This window comes from Bifidobacterium phasiani (genome assembly GCF_019331775.1).
Taxonomy (GTDB): domain Bacteria; phylum Actinomycetota; class Actinomycetes; order Actinomycetales; family Bifidobacteriaceae; genus Bifidobacterium; species Bifidobacterium phasiani.
On record NZ_JAHBBD010000029.1, the window covers coordinates 1 to 15,733 of the forward strand.

Annotated in this window: 15 protein-coding genes; 5 read left to right on the forward strand and 10 right to left on the reverse strand. The window is 68.8% G+C overall.

What is annotated here, in order from left to right; translation table 11 throughout:
* Window positions 1-1,126: 1,126 nt before the first annotated feature.
* The 3 genes from KIH73_RS09665 to KIH73_RS09675 all read right to left on the reverse strand — a co-directional run bounded on the left by KIH73_RS09665 (window position 1,127) and on the right by KIH73_RS09675 (window position 3,257).
* The gene (locus KIH73_RS09665; RefSeq protein ID WP_219082981.1) at window positions 1,127-1,642 is read right to left on the reverse strand and encodes a low molecular weight protein-tyrosine-phosphatase; all 516 of its coding nucleotides are present in this window, start codon (window positions 1,640-1,642) and stop codon (window positions 1,127-1,129) included.
* A gap of 56 nt (window positions 1,643-1,698) precedes the next feature.
* The gene (locus tag KIH73_RS09670; protein ID WP_219082983.1) at window positions 1,699-2,358 is read right to left on the reverse strand and encodes a dihydrofolate reductase; all 660 of its coding nucleotides are present in this window, start codon (window positions 2,356-2,358) and stop codon (window positions 1,699-1,701) included.
* A 98-nt stretch (window positions 2,359-2,456) separates the two neighbouring features.
* On the reverse strand, window positions 2,457-3,257 hold the full coding sequence (locus KIH73_RS09675; protein WP_219083023.1) for a thymidylate synthase: 801 nt from the start codon (window positions 3,255-3,257) through the stop codon (window positions 2,457-2,459).
* A 202-nt stretch (window positions 3,258-3,459) separates the two neighbouring features.
* On the opposite strand from KIH73_RS09675, the gene KIH73_RS09680 reads away from it, so the two are divergent.
* Complete coding sequence (locus KIH73_RS09680; protein ID WP_219082985.1) at window positions 3,460-3,873, forward strand: OsmC family protein; 414 nt, start codon at window positions 3,460-3,462, stop codon at window positions 3,871-3,873.
* Between the two features lie 95 nt (window positions 3,874-3,968).
* Here KIH73_RS09680 and KIH73_RS09685 read toward each other — a convergent pair whose 3' ends face one another.
* Both KIH73_RS09685 and KIH73_RS09690 read right to left on the reverse strand, forming a co-directional pair.
* Window positions 3,969-5,009, reverse strand: a complete 1,041-nt coding sequence (locus KIH73_RS09685) for a universal stress protein (RefSeq protein WP_219082987.1) — start codon at window positions 5,007-5,009, stop codon at window positions 3,969-3,971.
* Window positions 5,010-5,184: 175 nt separating this feature from the next.
* Entirely contained in the window at window positions 5,185-5,925 is a 741-nt protein-coding gene (locus tag KIH73_RS09690; protein WP_236022711.1) for a C40 family peptidase, read from the reverse strand.
* Between the two features lie 326 nt (window positions 5,926-6,251).
* Here KIH73_RS09690 and KIH73_RS09695 point away from each other — a divergent pair, with 326 nt between their 5' ends.
* Window positions 6,252-6,707 carry a hypothetical protein gene (locus KIH73_RS09695; RefSeq protein WP_219082989.1) on the forward strand — a complete coding sequence of 152 codons (456 nt, stop codon included), beginning with the start codon at window positions 6,252-6,254 and terminating at the stop codon, window positions 6,705-6,707.
* A gap of 407 nt (window positions 6,708-7,114) precedes the next feature.
* On the opposite strand, the gene KIH73_RS09700 is transcribed toward KIH73_RS09695, so the two are convergent.
* Window positions 7,115-8,116: a CHAP domain-containing protein gene (locus tag KIH73_RS09700; RefSeq protein ID WP_219082991.1), complete on the reverse strand. Its 1,002-nt coding sequence runs from the start codon at window positions 8,114-8,116 to the stop codon at window positions 7,115-7,117.
* A gap of 429 nt (window positions 8,117-8,545) precedes the next feature.
* Between KIH73_RS09700 and serC the strand changes: the two genes are divergently transcribed.
* Window positions 8,546-9,688 carry a phosphoserine transaminase gene (gene serC / locus KIH73_RS09705; protein ID WP_219082993.1) on the forward strand — a complete coding sequence of 381 codons (1,143 nt, stop codon included), beginning with the start codon at window positions 8,546-8,548 and terminating at the stop codon, window positions 9,686-9,688.
* A gap of 39 nt (window positions 9,689-9,727) precedes the next feature.
* Complete coding sequence (locus KIH73_RS09710) at window positions 9,728-9,982, forward strand: DUF2530 domain-containing protein (protein WP_219082995.1); 255 nt, start codon at window positions 9,728-9,730, stop codon at window positions 9,980-9,982.
* 99 nt (window positions 9,983-10,081) lie between these two features.
* Here the strand turns inward: KIH73_RS09710 and KIH73_RS09715 are convergent, their stop codons facing one another.
* The gene (locus tag KIH73_RS09715; RefSeq protein WP_420830231.1) at window positions 10,082-11,269 is read right to left on the reverse strand and encodes a sensor histidine kinase; all 1,188 of its coding nucleotides are present in this window, start codon (window positions 11,267-11,269) and stop codon (window positions 10,082-10,084) included.
* A gap of 251 nt (window positions 11,270-11,520) precedes the next feature.
* On the opposite strand from KIH73_RS09715, the gene phoU reads away from it, so the two are divergent.
* Entirely contained in the window at window positions 11,521-12,201 is a 681-nt protein-coding gene (gene phoU, locus KIH73_RS09720) for a phosphate signaling complex protein PhoU (RefSeq protein WP_219082999.1), read from the forward strand.
* 365 nt (window positions 12,202-12,566) lie between these two features.
* Here phoU and KIH73_RS09725 read toward each other — a convergent pair whose 3' ends face one another.
* From KIH73_RS09725 to menA, 3 genes are all read right to left on the reverse strand, one after another.
* The gene (locus KIH73_RS09725; protein ID WP_219083001.1) at window positions 12,567-13,307 is read right to left on the reverse strand and encodes a phosphoglyceromutase; all 741 of its coding nucleotides are present in this window, start codon (window positions 13,305-13,307) and stop codon (window positions 12,567-12,569) included.
* A gap of 83 nt (window positions 13,308-13,390) precedes the next feature.
* Window positions 13,391-14,488, reverse strand: a complete 1,098-nt coding sequence (locus KIH73_RS09730; protein ID WP_219083003.1) for a hypothetical protein — start codon at window positions 14,486-14,488, stop codon at window positions 13,391-13,393.
* A gap of 50 nt (window positions 14,489-14,538) precedes the next feature.
* Window positions 14,539-15,636, reverse strand: coding sequence for a 1,4-dihydroxy-2-naphthoate octaprenyltransferase (gene menA / locus KIH73_RS09735; protein ID WP_236022712.1), 1,098 nt, complete (start codon window positions 15,634-15,636; stop codon window positions 14,539-14,541).
* Between the last annotated feature and the right edge of the window lie 97 nt (window positions 15,637-15,733).

Below are 15,733 nucleotides of genomic sequence, written 5' to 3' on the forward strand. Positions count from 1 at the left end.
AACGCATCCCCGTCGAACCTGTTAAACTCGCGTACAGGCCGTGAGACATCTTCGGTTATCTTCTTCACAACCAACCATGATGCCCCACGGCTCTCCCATCACACACACGAAAACCGGAAGAGCCGGTTATCCGAATGCGTCATGTGTGACGCGGCCGCTTTTCTCCCGGGTGTCGGTTCGGTAGCACCTGCGGCGGCGCCTGCGCTACCGAACCGACATTGGGGATCGCCAGGCGTCGGGTAAAACGCAGTCGCCTCGTTGTTTACCAGCCAAAGCCGACGCCAGAGCCATCGGCCCCGCGGACGGGCCGCAGGACCCGCCCGGCCGCCGAACGAACGCCGGGCGCATCCGCCATCGCGTGATCGCCGACCGACCGTACAACGCCCATTTACCCACTCAAGACCTTGCCGTCTGCCCCTAACTCGACTATGTGTAGTCAATTCCCGGGGTTGCAGACACCCATCTGCATTAGGTGAGGCATCCTGGAGGCCAGACCCCGGGTATCGGCCTTGATATGGCGCCATTCGTACTGCGGGTCCGCCCGCAGACATGCCTCAGCTAGCGCAGATGGGTGTCTGCAACCCCGGAAATCCGCTACAGCTAGTCAAGATCACCCCGAATCGCCGCGAGACACGCGCCCGCCGTGCCGTTTTCACCGCAGCACACGCCCACCGGAGAGCCACGCATCCATGCATCGCACGTGGCTCGCACGCCGCAGCCACATCAACCACATACGTATACGACCCGTCGGACAGCGGCCATGCCACTCCACCCGCGGTATCCCGGTCGTCCCGCCACGCACGCGTGCGACCCGCACGCCGCCGAACCCGAAAAGCCGAGCAGAGCCCCATCACGGCGCACACACACGCAGGCTCAGGCCACGCACATACACGCCTGGCAGTGACACAGGCGTACAGTCCGAAAGCACCAACTCAGCCTCACGCACATACACACCTGGGCCAGGCAAGCGGCACGGCGCAACGCACCGCAGCCGCGGAGCACCACACACATACGAAAAGGCCGTGCACCCCGGACCAACCCAGGATGCACGGCCCTCTCGCACACTCATACGCCGTCCCGCCGGCGACGGCACCGCGCCGCCCGCAGCCGGGCACGGCGACCGGCGTCAGCCGAGACGCGCCTCCACCCAATCGACGATGTACGGGGCGACCTGCTCGATCTGATCGATGGCGACCTCGAACTCGTGCGGGCCACCGTACCACGGATCCACCAGGTCGATCTCGTCCTCGCGCCCTTCGGCGGGCTTGGGCAGGTTCGGGTCGAAGCTGCGGTACATATGCACCTCCGCCTGCTTGCCGACCGGCAGCTGGCGCTTCAGCGCCCGCATGTGCGAGGCGGTCATCGGCAGGAACAGGTCGGTCTCCTCGATCTCGTCCGGCTCGATGCGATGCGCGAAGTGGTGGGACGGGATCTCGTACCCGCGCGCCCTGAGCACGCGCACCGCACGCCGGTCGATCGGATTGCCGTACTCCTCGTCGCTCACGCCGCTGGAAAGCACGCGCACGCGGTCGGACAGGCCTCGCCGCTCGAATTCGGTGCGCAGGATGATCTCCGCCATCGGGGAACGGCAGATGTTCCCGGTGCACACGGTCATCACGGTGTAGGGGCGGTTGGTGGTCATGTCAGTGGTAACCTCGTCGATTCGTGTTGGTCGCCGAAGGGGCCGTCGGGCCGCCGTCAGCGGGTCTTGCAATAGGTGATGTAACGAAATTCCGCGATGCCGGAGTCGCCCGCGGCAGGCTTGAGCCACGGCGAGCGTTCGACGGGCTGCCACAGCCCCGACTCCACCAGCGCGTCCATGTCGGGGGCGTAGGTGTCGGCGTCCACGGTGGCGCGGATCTGCGTCACATAGGCCTTGTCGGCCTGGGGCAGGGCCTCCTCGAACAGCTGCGAGCCGCCGATGACCCAGATCTCGCTGCGGTCCATGCCGTCGTCGGGGATCGCCTCCTGGCGGGCCAGGTCGAGCGCCGCCTCCAGGTTGTCCACGACGGTGGCGCCGGGCGCGGCGTACTGCGGGTTGCGGGAGACCACGATGTTGTCGCGGTTCGGCAGCGGACGGTACTTGCCGCTCAACGACTCCCAGGTGCGCCGGCCCATGATGACCGGGTGGGAGATCGTCAGCTCCGTGAAATGTTTGAGGTCTTCGGGCAGGTGCCAGGGCATGCCGCCATCGACTCCGATGGCGCCGGCATGGCCGCTGCGGTCACGGGCCTCGGCCCAGATCAGGTTCACCGAGAAGGTCTTGGGGAAGTCGTCGCCCCAATCCTCCTCTTCCTCAAGCCCGGCTTCTCCGGGCTCGGGTTCGTGATAGCCGCTGAGGCTACTGTCGTGCTCCATTTCTTCACTCCTTGGGTTGCGGAACTGGCACTTAGTGTATAGGGCGGCACCGACGCGGGGGGCATGCCCGCTCCCCCGCCGACGGGAAGCGGCCGGTCTCAGACCGCGACCGGCGCCGAGATCCTGGGGTGGTGCCGGTAGTCGACGATCTCGAAGTCCTCGTACGTGTAGTCGAACAGCGAGTCGGCCCTGCGGATGCGGATCCGCGGATACGGGTACGGCGTGCGCCCCAGCTGCTCGAGCACCTGGTCGATGTGGTTGTCGTACACGTGGCAGTCGCCGCCGGTCCACACGAACTCGCCCGGCTCCAGGCCGGTCTGCTGCGCCATCATCAGCGTCAGCAGCGAGTACGAGGCGATGTTGAACGGCACGCCGAGGAACATGTCGCAGCTGCGCTGGTACAGCTGGCACGACAGCCCGCCGTCGGCCACGTAGAACTGGAACAGCGCGTGGCACGGCGGCAGCGCCATCCGCTCGACCTCGGCGGGGTTCCACGCGGTGACGACCATCCGCCGCGAGTCCGGGTGGTTGCGGATCAGGTCGAGTACGTTGGCGATCTGGTCGATGGTGCGGTTCGGGTCGTCCGGGGTCGGGGCCGGCCAGCTGCGCCACTGCACGCCGTACACCGGGCCCAGGTCGCCGTTCTCATCCGCCCATTCGTCCCAGATGTGCACATTGTGCTCCTGCAGCCAGCGCACGTTGCTGGACCCCTTGAGGAACCACAGCAGCTCGTAGGCGATGCCCTTGAAGAACACCGTCTTGGTCGTCAGCAGCGGGAACGACTCGGACAGGTCGAAGCGCATCTGCTGGCCGAACAGCGAGATGGTGCCGGTGCCGGTGCGGTCGGATTTCAGGGTGCCCTCGGTCAGGATCCGGCGCACCAGGTCCTCGTACGGCATCGGGATGTCGGTGTCGGGGCGGGCCGGGATGCGGGTGCGGATGTCTGCGAGCTGTTCGGGAGTCAAAGCCATGCGTCCCAGTCTTGCAAACACGCCCGACCTTGGCGGCGAATGCGCCGACCGCGAACGTGTCGTGGGCTACATTGGAGGTGTCGGGCGCGGGACGCGCCGGCACACCCATCACGAGCATCGAGGAGGCACTATGGGCAAGCGGCTTTGGGTCGAGCGCAACAAGGACGGTTCCTGGGACGCGTTCAGCGACGACGGCGCCCACATCAAGTTCGGCAAGGGCAAGGGCCAGTTCTCGCCCGGCGATCTGATGAAGATCGCCCTGGCCGGATGCGCGGCGCTGTCCAGCCAGTTCGCCGTCGAGCACACGCTCGGCGAGGGCCGGGGCGCCAGGATCGTCGTGGACGGCACCTACGACGACGCCGACAACGCATACATCAACTTCAACGAGCAGCTCGTCGTCGACGCCACCGACGCCGGGCTCAGCGACGAGGACGCCGACAAGCTCAAGGAGCGCATCACGCGGCACATCGACAAGGGCTGCACGGTCTCGCGCACCTACGCGCACGAGACCCCGGTGCGGCTCGACGTGACGGTGCGCCACTGACCGGCGGCGGCACGGCACGACGAGGGGCCGCGGACGACGACAGCCGTCCGCGGCCCCTCCATGTTCTCGCCGGATCGGCGGCGCACCGCCCCCGGTCAGCCCCGGCGCAGCGGGTCGATCTCGGATTCGATGTGCTGCGCCTGCTCGGCGTCGGCGGTCGGCACCGACACCTCCTCGACGCCGCTGATCGACTCCAGCGGCTTGGTCGGGATGTCGGCCGGCGAGCTCGGCGCGTTGTCGAGGCGGGTCTCCGCGGCCTCCACGTACTTGCGCGGCACCACGTACACCGGATTCACCGAATGCTGCAGCAGCCCCTGGCTGGTCGAGCCGAACAGCAGGCCGGTGAAGCCGCCGCGGCCGCGGGAGCCGACCACCACGACGTCGTGGTCGTGGCTGGCGCGGGTCAGCGCGTCGACCGCGGAGCCGGGCACCACGGACTTGTTGAGCTTCAGGTCGGGGTGCCGCTCCAGGATCGGGGCGACGCGCACCTCCAGGTCCTCCATGTAGGCGTCGATCACGGCCTTGTCGCCGTCGGCGCCCTGCATCTTCGGCACCGCCGAGATGACGTCGAGCTCGGCGTCCCACGTCGCGGCGAAGTCGGCGGCGATCTCCAGCGCCTTGATGCCCCACTTCGACTCGTCGGAGCCGACGGCGACCTTGGTGATGGTGTTGTTCAGGTGCATCGGGTTGCCCTCGTCGTCGGTGTAGGGCACGACGACGATCGGGCAGTACGCGTACGCGGGCAGGCTGGAGCTGGTGGTGCCCAGCAGGCGCTCCGCGAGGCCGCCCTTGCCGCGGTTGCCGATGACGATGAGGTTGTAGTTGCGCGACAGCTCGACGAACACCGAGGACGGGTCGCCGGTCACGATCAGCGTGGCCGCCTCGACGCCCTGCTCGTCGGCGATGGCCTTGGCCTTCGACAGGATCTCCTGCGCGTCGCTGTGGGCCGCGTTGTCGTCGCCCATCGCGGTGTAGGTGGCGTCGAAGGAGACGGCCGCATAGCTCGGCAGCGAATACGCGCAGACGATCTGCAGCGTGAGTCCGGCGTGCTTGGCGTAGTTGGCGGCCCACCATGTGGCCTTGTAGCTGGCGTGCGAACCGTCGACGCCCACGAGAATGGCTTTGTCGTTGATCATGACGACCTCCTTCGATATCGACGGCGCCGCTCTGCGCCGCCCCTATCACCACAATACCCCGCGATCGGGCGATAGCGGGGTAACGTTTTCCGCGAAAAAAACGAAAACAGGCGCGCCCTCGGGGAGCACGCCCGTTTCGAGGACCCGGAACCACGCCGGGCCGGAAGCGTTGTCGCTACAGCACGCGGCGGATCGCGTAGCTGCCGTAGAACGAGGTCGACACCGAGGTGATCTGGGTGCCCTGGCCGACGTTCAGCGCGTTGACCACCATGCCGTTGCCTATGTAGATGGCGGCGTGGCCGGAGTTGGTGATGATGTCGCCGGGCTGGGCCTCGGCAAGGCTGCCGACCGGGGAGCCGACGCTCATCATCGCGCCGGAGCTGTGCGGCAGGGAGACGCCGAACTGGGCGAACACGTACATGACGAAGCCGGAGCAGTCCCACCCGGACGGGGTGCTGCCGCCCCAGGCGTACGGGGCGCCGACGAACTGCGTGGCGTACGACGCCAGCGACGCGCCGGTGGCGCTGGCGGGCGGGGTCACGGTCGTGGTGGTGGCCGACGTGCCGGACGACAGCGAGTCACGCTCGGCGGAACGGCTCGCGGCTGCGGCAGCGGCGGCGGCCTGACGGGCCTCCTCCTCCGCGGCGGCCTGCTCCTCGGCGGCGATCTCCGCGGCCGACTTGGTCTGCGGGACGTCGAGGCTTTCGATGCCGCCCCAATCGGCGTCGGCGTCCACCTCGGTGGAGGTCGCCTCGGCGAACAGGTCCTTCTTGACCGTGGTGACCTTGGGGAACGAACGGGAGGAGGTGACGGTCTCCACATCGTCGGCGGTGGCCAGCGGCGCCATGACGGCGCAGGTGGCCCCGATGGCCGCGACGGCGACCAGCATGGTTACGGATTTCTTCACGTTCATCATCGCTTCAGTACCTTAGCACGCCACCTTGTACAAACCTGAAAACCGCCGTCGGGCGTCCGCGCGGCGCGGCCCCCGTACGCCCGCCACGGCGACGCTCCGGGGCCGTCGGCGCGCCCATGCAGATATCTGCATGCCGCATTGACGCTACGCGCACACGGCCATATCCTCGGTCTCAGAACGGCACGGCGGCCATGAACGCGATCCCGACCATGTCGATGACGACGCCGGTGGGATATCGGGGGCCGATCCGCATGACGCAGACCCCGATCCCCCATCGTCGCTTCGCCGCCCGCCTGCCCGCCCGGAATCCACGAAAGGACGGCGTGATGAAAGCAAGAACACGGCATGCGGCGATCGGCATCCTGCTGATCGCCGCCCTCCTGGCCGCCATCGGCATCGCCCAGGTCGTCGTGGAACGGCAGCGGGCGGCGGAGCCGCTCACGTCGGCCCGATTCACGATCACCTGCACCGTGGAAAGCGCCACCGCGCAGGACGGCACCGGACGGCTGACCTGCACGCCGGACGAGGAATACGGCACCGCCCGCCAGGTGACGATCAACATGCACGATCGGAGCCAGCTGCGCTGGATGGAACACTTGGAACGGGACGACCGAATCACCTGCGATCTGCAATACCGCGTGCCCCGGGCGGACGCCGACTACACGACGGCGGACGACCTCAGATCCCCGTACCTGCTCCTGCGCGACCGCCCCGATTGGGACCGCCACCTCGAACTGGCCATGACGGGCGACGAACTGCCCAATGTCATCAAACGGGGCTGACGGGCCGACGCCGCGCCAGCGCGAGTCTCGGCGCGGCCCCCGTCCGCCCGCCACGGCGACGCTCCGGGACTGTCGGCGCGCCCGCCCGTGCGGCCACCGGCACGATGGGTCCATGCGGTGCGGGGCAGAAGTGAATGAGTGGATGTACCGGTGGGCGCAGATGTCGGAGAACACGCGCGTGCCGGAGAACCCGCCGGCGAACCCGAAGCCTGTCTCGGAGACGCGCACGCCGCCGTCCGCATAGATTCTTCGACGATGGCGACGTGGCCGTAGCCCACCGACGAACCGTCCGCCCTGGAACGCCGCGATGCCGCCGACCATGCGCGGCGTGTTGGCGACCGAGGCATGTTGCCACCCCGGCGGACGGTCGCAGCGGCCGCGGCCCAGGCGTCGGACGCGCCGGACGATCAGTAGTGGATGAACTGGAAGTCGCTGACGTTGGTGTAGGTGCGCGAATAGGTCTCGCCGTTCATGACCGAGCCGCACTCCGAGGTCACGATGGAGCCGTCCGGGTTGATCTGCTCGACGATCGCGACGTGGCCGTAGGTGGCGTCCGATCCGGCCTGGCCGGCGGCGAACACCATGATGTCGCCGACGTGGCGCGGGGTGTTGTCCACCCAGTAACCGAGCGCGCGCGCCGAGTTCGCCCACATGCAGCCGTTGCCGAAATAGGAGCCGACGGGCAGGCCCAGCTGGTGGCGGCGCACGTACACCCACCAGGTGCACTGGCTGAACTCGTAGGCGTTGCCGGTGTCGCCGGTCGCGTGGTTGGGGTTGAAGCCCTCCGGAAGCAGATCGTAGTCGCCGTCCATCAGCGCGGCGACGACCGGGTTGTCCGCGGTGGAGCGGGACAGCTGGTTGACGTCGCTGACGGTGTTCGCGTCGCCGGCCAGCCACTGGCCGTCGGCGGTGACCTGCTCGGTGGGCGGGGCGTCGGTGGTCTCGGCCGCGCCGGAGGCCGCCGCGGTGCCGTCGGCGACGGTGTCGGTCAGCGGGGTGCGGTCCTCGGAACGGGACACCACGTTGGTGGTGATGCGGTTGAGCTGCGTGGTCGTCGTGGCCGGGTCGGCGGCGAACACGCTGCCGGAAAGGTCGTCGGGGCCGGCGAAGGCCACAGCCGTGGCCGCGGTGCCGACCAGCGCGGCCAGCGAGGCCGACGCAAGGATGTGGGAGCGACGCTCGGCGGCGCGGGCCGCCTCACGCATCGCGCGACGGGTCTGGGGGGCGAGTTCGTTCAGCTTGTCCGCGACCGCCTGGTCGAGTCCGAGGATGGCGCCGTTGCCGTTGGCCATCTGGACCATGCGCACCGCCTTGGCGCTGTGCGATCCGCTGGTCGGCGAGAACAGCGACCGCGAGGTAGCTACGCCCTGACGTGAACCATTGGCTGCCTTATGGGCCGCATGCTTCATATGCCAAACACTCCTTAGCCGGACTTCGACGCGCCTGTTGGGCGGCGTCACATAACCGTCACAGTTGAGCACCTTACAACGAGGTCTCGCCAAGGCCGCCCGCGCGGGGTGGCCGGAGTCGGGGAACCGCTCGGGGACGACTCGGGGAAAACCCCGAATTCCAACGGTTCGCGTCCGCGGTGAACATTTTCGCACAAAATATCGGCCTTGCTATGCAATCCGGGCGTGTCACCACGATTCCGCGGGCGCCGTCCGACCACCCGGAGCCGCCACCCGTGGCATGCACCCGCATGCGAACCGCATACGGGTGCATACCCATGCACGCATACTTATATATATAAGTGCCGGACGGCTCGCGCACGCCGCCGAGACAGTCCGACACCCGGGCAACACGTGATTCGCCGGCCGGATGCGGCTAGGCTGGAAGCCATGTCCAATACAGTAGTCATCCCTCCGTCGATGCTGCCGGAAGACGGCCGCTTCGGCTCCGGCCCCAGCAAGATCCGCCCCGACCAGGTGCACGCCCTGGAGGCCGGCGCCACCACGATCCTGGGCACCTCGCACCGCCAGACGCCCGTCAAGCAGCTGGTCGGGTCGATCCGGGAGGGCCTGGCCTCGTTCTTCGCCGTCCCCGACGGCTACGAGGTGGTGCTCGGCAACGGCGGCGCCACCGCGTTCTGGGACATCGCCTGCGCGTCGCTGATCACGCGCCAGGCCGCGTTCGGCGTCTACGGCTCGTTCTCCGCGAAGGCCGCCGCCTCCACGAAATCGGCGCCGTTCCTGGAGGATCCGGTCGTCTACGAGGCCGAGCCCGGCTCCTGCCGCCTGCCGGAGCCGACCGAATACGTGGACGCCTACTGCTGGGCGCACAACGAGACGTCGACCGGCGTGGCGGCCCCGGTGCGCCGCATCGAGGGCTCGCGCGAGCAGGGCGCGCTGACCATCGTGGACGGCACCAGCGCGGCCGGCGCGCTGCGCGTCGACATCGCGCAGACCGACGCCTACTACTTCTCCCCGCAGAAGGCCTTCGGCTCGGACGGCGGCCTGTGGCTGGCCATCCTCTCCCCCGACGCCGTCGCCCGCGCGTACGGCATCGAGAAGAGCACCGGACTGGAGGGCGCACGGCGCTGGATCCCCCCGTTCCTGTCGCTGAAGTCGGCCATCGAGAACTCCCGCAAGGACCAGACGCTGAACACGCCCGCGATCGCCACGCTGGTCATGCTCGAGGAGCAGGTGCGCTGGCTGAACAACAACGGCGGCATGGCCTGGGCGACCGCCCGCTGCGACAAGTCCGCCTCGCTGCTGTACCGCTGGGCCGAGCGCTCCGAGTACGCCCGCCCGTTCGTCGACGACCCGGCGTGCCGCTCGCATGCGGTGGTGACCATCGACATCGACGACTCGATCAACGCCAAGCAGATCACCGCGGCGCTGCGCGAGAACGGCATCGTCGACACCTCCGGATACCGCAAGCTCGGGCGCAACCAGCTGCGCATCGGCGTGTTCCCGTCCGTGGAGCCGGCCGACGTCATCGCGCTCACCGAGTGCATCGACTATGTCGTCGAGCGCCTGTAGGGCGCGGACGGCGGCGCATCCAGGAGATACAGTAGTGCTATGAAGTTTGCCCCGATCATCGACCCGAGCGCACGCAAGCCGACGCCGAAGCCCGTGCGCGTGGACCTGCGCAAGGCGTTCACCATCGGCACCATCCTGTGGATACTGGCCTGCGCGGTCAGCATCGTCCTGCAGGTGCTGGGCATCGTGCCGGCCGAGGTGTCGGTGGTGTGCGTCATCGGCGTCGTCATCGGCATCATGATGCTGGTCTGGGAGCACTTCGACCGCTGGGACTACCGCCGCCTCGGCGTGTGACCCGCCAGGCGGCCCGTCAGGCGCGTCCGGCTTACCGGTATCGGCGCGACGCATCGGCGCGCGGGCGCATTCCCGGCCGGTTCCCGTCCACCCCGACCTTCAGCCCGCCAGCGGCAGCGACAGGACGAAGGTGCTGCCCTGGTGCAGACGGCTCCACACGGATGCGGAGCCGTGGTGGGTCAGCGCCACATGCTTGACGATCGCCAGCCCCAGGCCGATGCCGTCCCGGGTGCGTTCGTTCTGGTTCGTGCCGCGGTAGAACCGCTCGAACACGCGCGTCTGCTCGTTCTGCGCGATGCCGCAGCCGCGGTCGATGACCCGGATGACCGCCTGGCCGCCGTCCTTCGACTCGCCGACGGTGACCGTGACCGCCGAGCCGTCCGGCGAGTACGCCACCGCGTTGTCCAGCATCTTGACCAGGGCCGTGCGGATCTGCTCGGCGTCCCCATGCACCGCGAGCGCGTCGTCGCCGGTCACGTCGATCCTGATGCCCCGCGCCCCGGCCCCGGCCCGGACCGAGGCGACGGCCGCCCGGACCTGGTCCATCACCGTGATCACGTTCGCCGCCGACGGGGTGATCGGCTCCTGGGCCTTGATGAGCAGCAGCAGGTCGGAGACCATGCGGTTGAGGTGGCCGCAGGTCGAGCGGACCAGCCGCGCGTCCCGGACGACCTGCTCGCGGTCCGCGTCGCCCTGCTCGAGCGAGTCGGCGAGCGTGGCGAGCGCCTGGGTCGGCTTGAGCAGCTGCTCCGAGACGTTGGTGATGAACGAGTCGCGCACCTGCGCGAACCGTATGGCCTCGCTCAGGTCCTCCAGCAGCACGACCACGAAACGGTCGTCGATGCGGCCCACCGTGACCTTCAGCCAGTTCGGGCGGGTCACGGAGCGCGAGCGGCGGCGCTCCCGCGCGTTCGTGTCGAGGTCGTCGAACGCATGCTCGTACTGCCACGGCGTCGTCGTCGTGATGTTGAACTGGCACCGGCCGCCCGACTCGCGGATGCGGTGGATCTCGTCCAGCACGCGCCCGTCGGCCACGGCGTCGTCGATGACGACGCCCAGCGCGTAGGCGGCCGGGCTGGCGCGCACCACCTCGTCGGAGGCGTCCACCACGACCGACGCGCCGGGCAGGATGGACAGCAGCGCCGCCGCGGCGTCGTCCAGGTCGTCGCGCTCCTCCTCGTCGTCCTGCCGGCGGCGCGGCATCACGCGATGCAGCCCGCTGTCGATCACGCTCATCGGCGACGCGCCCCCCAGCAGCCCGGAGACGACGGGGGCGATGCGGTCCATCAGGAAGAACGCCACCACGGCCACGAGCGCCACCCCGATGATGCCGAACGCGACGAAGATGAGCATGCTGGGATCGTTGAACAGAGGCATACGGCCATTGTCGCATACGGGCGCGCAAGATGAATGCAGGGTGAACGAACCGATGAACTTTCGGCCAACGGCGGGTGGCCATTGACTACGTTGCCTGCAAAACAACGCCGAAAATATTACACTGGTTGAGGTTGTACCGCACTACCACGAAAGGCTTAACAATGCGCGTTATTTTCGACGAGGAGCTCAAGGCCGTCGCCGATGACCTCGATCGCATGGTGCAGGACGTGCGCACCGCGATCAACGGCGCCGGCGACGCGCTGCTGAACTCGAACCTTGAGGCCGCCCAGGCCGTCATCGACGGCGACATCGAAATCGATGCGCTCGAGTCGAGCGTCATCGACCAGTGCGTCAAGCTGCTGGCCAAGCAGAACCCGGTCGCCACCGATCTGCGCGTGGTCGTCTCGACGCTGCGCCTGGCCGCCACGTTCGAGCGCATGGGCGATCTGGCCCGCCACATCGCGGAGACCGCCCGCCGCACCTACCCGCAGTCCCCGCTGACCGACGACGCCAAGGCGCTGTTCACCGAGATGCAGGACTTCCTGACGATGACCGCCGACCGCATGGTGACGATGCTCGCCGACCGCGACGCGAAGATCGCCGAGCAGATCATCATCGACGACGACAAGCTGGACGCGCTGCACCACAAGACCTTCGACCTCATGCTCTCCGACGAGTGGCGGGGCAGCAAGCAGCAGCTCATCGACCTGGTGCTGCTGGGCCGCTACATGGAGCGCCTCGGCGACCACGCCGTCTCCGCGGCGCGCCGCGTGGTCTTCATCGTCTCGGGCTTCGACCCCTCGAAGGAGCCGTCGCGCGACGAGGAAGGCAGCATCTACTAGAAGACCCGTCGATTCGCTTCGACGTCATAGCACGGCGGCGGATGGCCCGAGCCATCCGCCGTTTTCGTTGTCCGCACGCCCCCGCGTACCACGCGCCCCGCCCCGCAATGCCGCGCGCGTACGTCGCTCCGCCGTCAGCGCGCGGTCGCATGCCGCCCGTGCCTGGCGCCGCCCACGACGCGGCACGGCTACGTAGTGGCCCGGGCGTGCCGCCGCATGGCGCGGCGCACGGGCGACACGCCCGGAACGCCGGATCGGTCGGATCATGCGGCCCGCATGGGCGTGCGGACCATGCGGACCGACGCAAAAGCCGTGCACCCCGGACTCGGGATGCACGGCTTTCCTTCTCCAGCCGGAGGGTCAGATCACTTCTGGCCCTGGGCGGCGACGGCGGCGGCGCCGGCGGCCGCGGCCTCCGGATCCAGGTACTCGCCACGCGGCTTGATCGGCTTGAAGTTCTCGTCCAGCTCGTACAGCAGCGGGATGGCGGTCGGGATGTTGACCTTGGCGATCTCCTCCTCCGACAGGCCGTCGAGCATCTTGACGATGGCGCGCAGCGAGTTGCCGTGGGCGGCGATCAGGACGGTCTTGCCGGCCTTGAGCTCCGGGATGATCTCGGACTCCCAGTACGGGGTCACGCGCTCGACCACGTTGGCGAGGGCCTCGGTCTCCGGGACCGGGTCGCCCGCGTAGCGCGGGTCGTTGTTCTGGGCGTACTGGTCGTTCGGGTCGATCTCGGGCGGCGGGGTCGCGTAGGAGCGGCGCCAGATCATGAACTTCTCGTCGCCGTACTCCTCGCGGATCTCGGTCTTGTTCTTGCCCTGCAGGGCGCCGTAGTGGCGCTCGTTGAGACGCCAGCTGCGCTTGACGGGAATCCACAGGCGATCGGCCTCGTCAAGGGCGATGTTGGCGGTGTTGATGGCGCGACGCAGCAGCGAGGTGAAGACGATGTCCGGCAGGACGTTCTTCTCCTTGAGCAGCTGGCCACCGCGCTTGGCCTCCTCGACGCCCTGCTCGGTCAGCGGGACGTCGACCCAGCCGGTGAACTGATTGGTTTTATTCCATGCGCTCTGGCCGTGCCGGAGCAGTACTAATTTGTAAGCCATGAACCCAGTCTATGCGATAAACCCGACGAAGCGGCGCATTGCCGCCGTTTCCGAGCCGCCGTTTCCACCGCCCGCGCCGGCCGTCAGGACAGGGTGAATCCGATGACGAAGGCCACCGCCATGCACACCCCGGCCACCGCGTAGCCCAACCGCGCCAACCGCATGCGGTTGGCCGCACCGCGTCCGGAACGCGCTCCCGACGCCACGGCCGCCGCCACGCCGGCCACCAGCGCGACGACGGTCAGCGCCACCGCGGCGACGACCAACGCCGGTATCGTGTGTTCGCCCCATGGGCTTTCGACCAATCCGCCCGCATCGTTCACCGAGAACGCCGGGGCATTGACCCGAACCGGCCCAGCGACCAGCGGCACGACCCGATGCAACGTCAGCACCCACGCCAGGCCGAACGCCAACGAGCCAAACAACGGACCGGTACGAAGCAGACCGGACAAACCGAGGTCGTCGTCATCATCGTTCCCCACCGAACACAGCATCACCGCGCAGCACGCCGAGATCACGGCGCCCGCCACCCCGCCGGAGAACGTCACCCGGTACGACACCAACGCCTGCGTGACCACGGCGACGGCACCGCCCCACGCCAGGGCGGACAGGACCCGCACAGCCGCCGCCGGCACCGACACGCCAAGCCGGCCGAGCACATCCCACATCGCCTGTGTCGCCACGCCCATGACGGCGACGAAATACAGCGTCGGCAGCCAGCCGGCCCCCGCCAGCACCGACAGCGCCGCGCAGCACGCGAACCCGGAGAACAGCCAGGCCAGCATGCCGCGCCACGCTCCGCGCATCGACTCCGGAACATGGCCGTCCGCAGGCAGCCCGCCGCGTTCGGCGAACCTCCCGGCGCAATCGCAGTACGACGCGAAGCACACGGCCATCAGCAGACACAGCGCCCCCATGCCGAAGAACCACGGCAACGGGGTCACGCACAGGCCATAGCCCCGCCCGTCGGGGACATCCGGCCTGCCGCCGAAGACGGGACACATGGCGTGCCGCATGTCCCCGCCCCAAAGGTCCATATACAAAGGCGCGAACGAGGCGCCCGCACCGATCAGCACCGCGATCGCCGCGCTTGCCACCCGCTGCGGCCACGTCGCCGACCTATGCCGTATCCGCTGCTGCAAAGCCATCATGTCTGCCCCCCCTGATTTCGACATGCCCAACTCCTGCACCCATTGTAGGCGCCGATGCCGCCGGGCGCCACCCGCACCGGCTACGGCAGCGGCGTGAGCGCGTCCACGACCGACGGCATCAGGCTGACGAAGATCACGGCGTACAGCAGCAGCGTCAGGCTCGCCAACGGCAGGGCCCGGCCGTAGTCGCGGCGCAGCAGCGCGCGGACCATCACGACGGCGAGGGCCAGCAGCACGAACCCGAGGATGCCGGGCACCCATTCGTCGCCGGTGGGCGGGATCGGCGCGCACCGCACGCCGCCGTCCGCCGCCTCGTAGCCGCAGGCGACGCCCGACCAGTGCACGAGCGCGACCGCCATCCTGCCCACCACGATCGCCACGACCGACAACGCGGCCACGCAGTACACGAACGTCAGGAACCAGCGGGCCACCGGGCCGCCCATGCGCACGGCGAGCGTGCGCTTGCCGTGCCGGCGGTCGCCGTCCAGGTCGCGCAGGTTGTTGACCATGAGCAGCACGCAGGAGAACACCCCCGCGTACACCGCCCCGAACCAGCCGGCGACGCTGACGCCGTCGGAGACGACGTATTCGGCGCCCAGCACGGCCACAAGGCCGAAGAAGACGAACACGGCCAGCTCGCCCAGCCCGGCGTAGCCGTACGGGCGGCGGCCGCCGGTGTAGAACCAGCCGGCCAGCACGCAGCACGCGCCGGCCAGCAGCAGCCACCAGTGCCCGGTGACCGCGACGACGGCGCATCCGCACAGGCAGGCGAGCGCCGCGGCGACGCCGGCGGCCAGCAGCACACGTTTCGGCGGGACGCCGGAGGCGACCAGCCGGGCCGGCGCGGCGCCGCCCCCCTGCGCGCCGCGGCCGGCGTCGACCCCGCGCACGCCGTCGGCGTAGTCGTTGGCGAGGTTGACCGCGATCTGCAGGAACAGGGCGACCAGGGCGCACAGCAGCGTCATCACCCAGAACCGCGACTCCAGCACCCCCAGCAGGTCGGCGTTCGAGTCGCAGTAGTCGGGTCGCGGGTAGATCGCCGGGCACACCTCCAGCCCGCGCAGGGACTCCCACCCCGCCGCCGCGCCGATCGCCACCGGAGCCACGCTCGCCGGCAGCGTCTTCGGCCGCATGCCCCTCAGCCACATGCCCATTCCCGTTCCCGTTCCCGTTCCCATGGCTTTCCATGATACGAAAGCCCCTCCCGCCGGCGGCCGCGGGATGTCGGCGGCATGGCGGCACCGGCCGACGAAGAACGCGCATCCGTCACAGGAA

Bases quoted from the DNA above. Each gene is read 5' to 3' on its own strand.
- menA (WP_236022712.1), bottom strand. From the start codon at position 15,636: ATGGGAACGGGAACGGGAACGGGAATGGGCATGTGGCTGAGGGGCATG.
- serC (WP_219082993.1), top strand. From the start codon at position 8,546: ATGTCCAATACAGTAGTCATCCCTCCGTCGATGCTGCCGGAAGACGGC.
- phoU (WP_219082999.1), top strand. From the start codon at position 11,521: ATGCGCGTTATTTTCGACGAGGAGCTCAAGGCCGTCGCCGATGACCTC.
- KIH73_RS09710 (WP_219082995.1), top strand. From the start codon at position 9,728: ATGAAGTTTGCCCCGATCATCGACCCGAGCGCACGCAAGCCGACGCCG.
- KIH73_RS09670 (WP_219082983.1), bottom strand. From the start codon at position 2,358: ATGGAGCACGACAGTAGCCTCAGCGGCTATCACGAACCCGAGCCCGGA.
- KIH73_RS09725 (WP_219083001.1), bottom strand. From the start codon at position 13,307: ATGGCTTACAAATTAGTACTGCTCCGGCACGGCCAGAGCGCATGGAAT.
- KIH73_RS09695 (WP_219082989.1), top strand. From the start codon at position 6,252: ATGAAAGCAAGAACACGGCATGCGGCGATCGGCATCCTGCTGATCGCC.
- KIH73_RS09665 (WP_219082981.1), bottom strand. From the start codon at position 1,642: ATGACCACCAACCGCCCCTACACCGTGATGACCGTGTGCACCGGGAAC.
- KIH73_RS09685 (WP_219082987.1), bottom strand. From the start codon at position 5,009: ATGATCAACGACAAAGCCATTCTCGTGGGCGTCGACGGTTCGCACGCC.
- KIH73_RS09715 (WP_420830231.1), bottom strand. From the start codon at position 11,269: ATGGACCGCATCGCCCCCGTCGTCTCCGGGCTGCTGGGGGGCGCGTCG.
- KIH73_RS09690 (WP_236022711.1), bottom strand. From the start codon at position 5,925: ATGATGAACGTGAAGAAATCCGTAACCATGCTGGTCGCCGTCGCGGCC.
- KIH73_RS09675 (WP_219083023.1), bottom strand. From the start codon at position 3,257: ATGCCGTACGAGGACCTGGTGCGCCGGATCCTGACCGAGGGCACCCTG.
- KIH73_RS09700 (WP_219082991.1), bottom strand. From the start codon at position 8,116: ATGAAGCATGCGGCCCATAAGGCAGCCAATGGTTCACGTCAGGGCGTA.
- KIH73_RS09680 (WP_219082985.1), top strand. From the start codon at position 3,460: ATGGGCAAGCGGCTTTGGGTCGAGCGCAACAAGGACGGTTCCTGGGAC.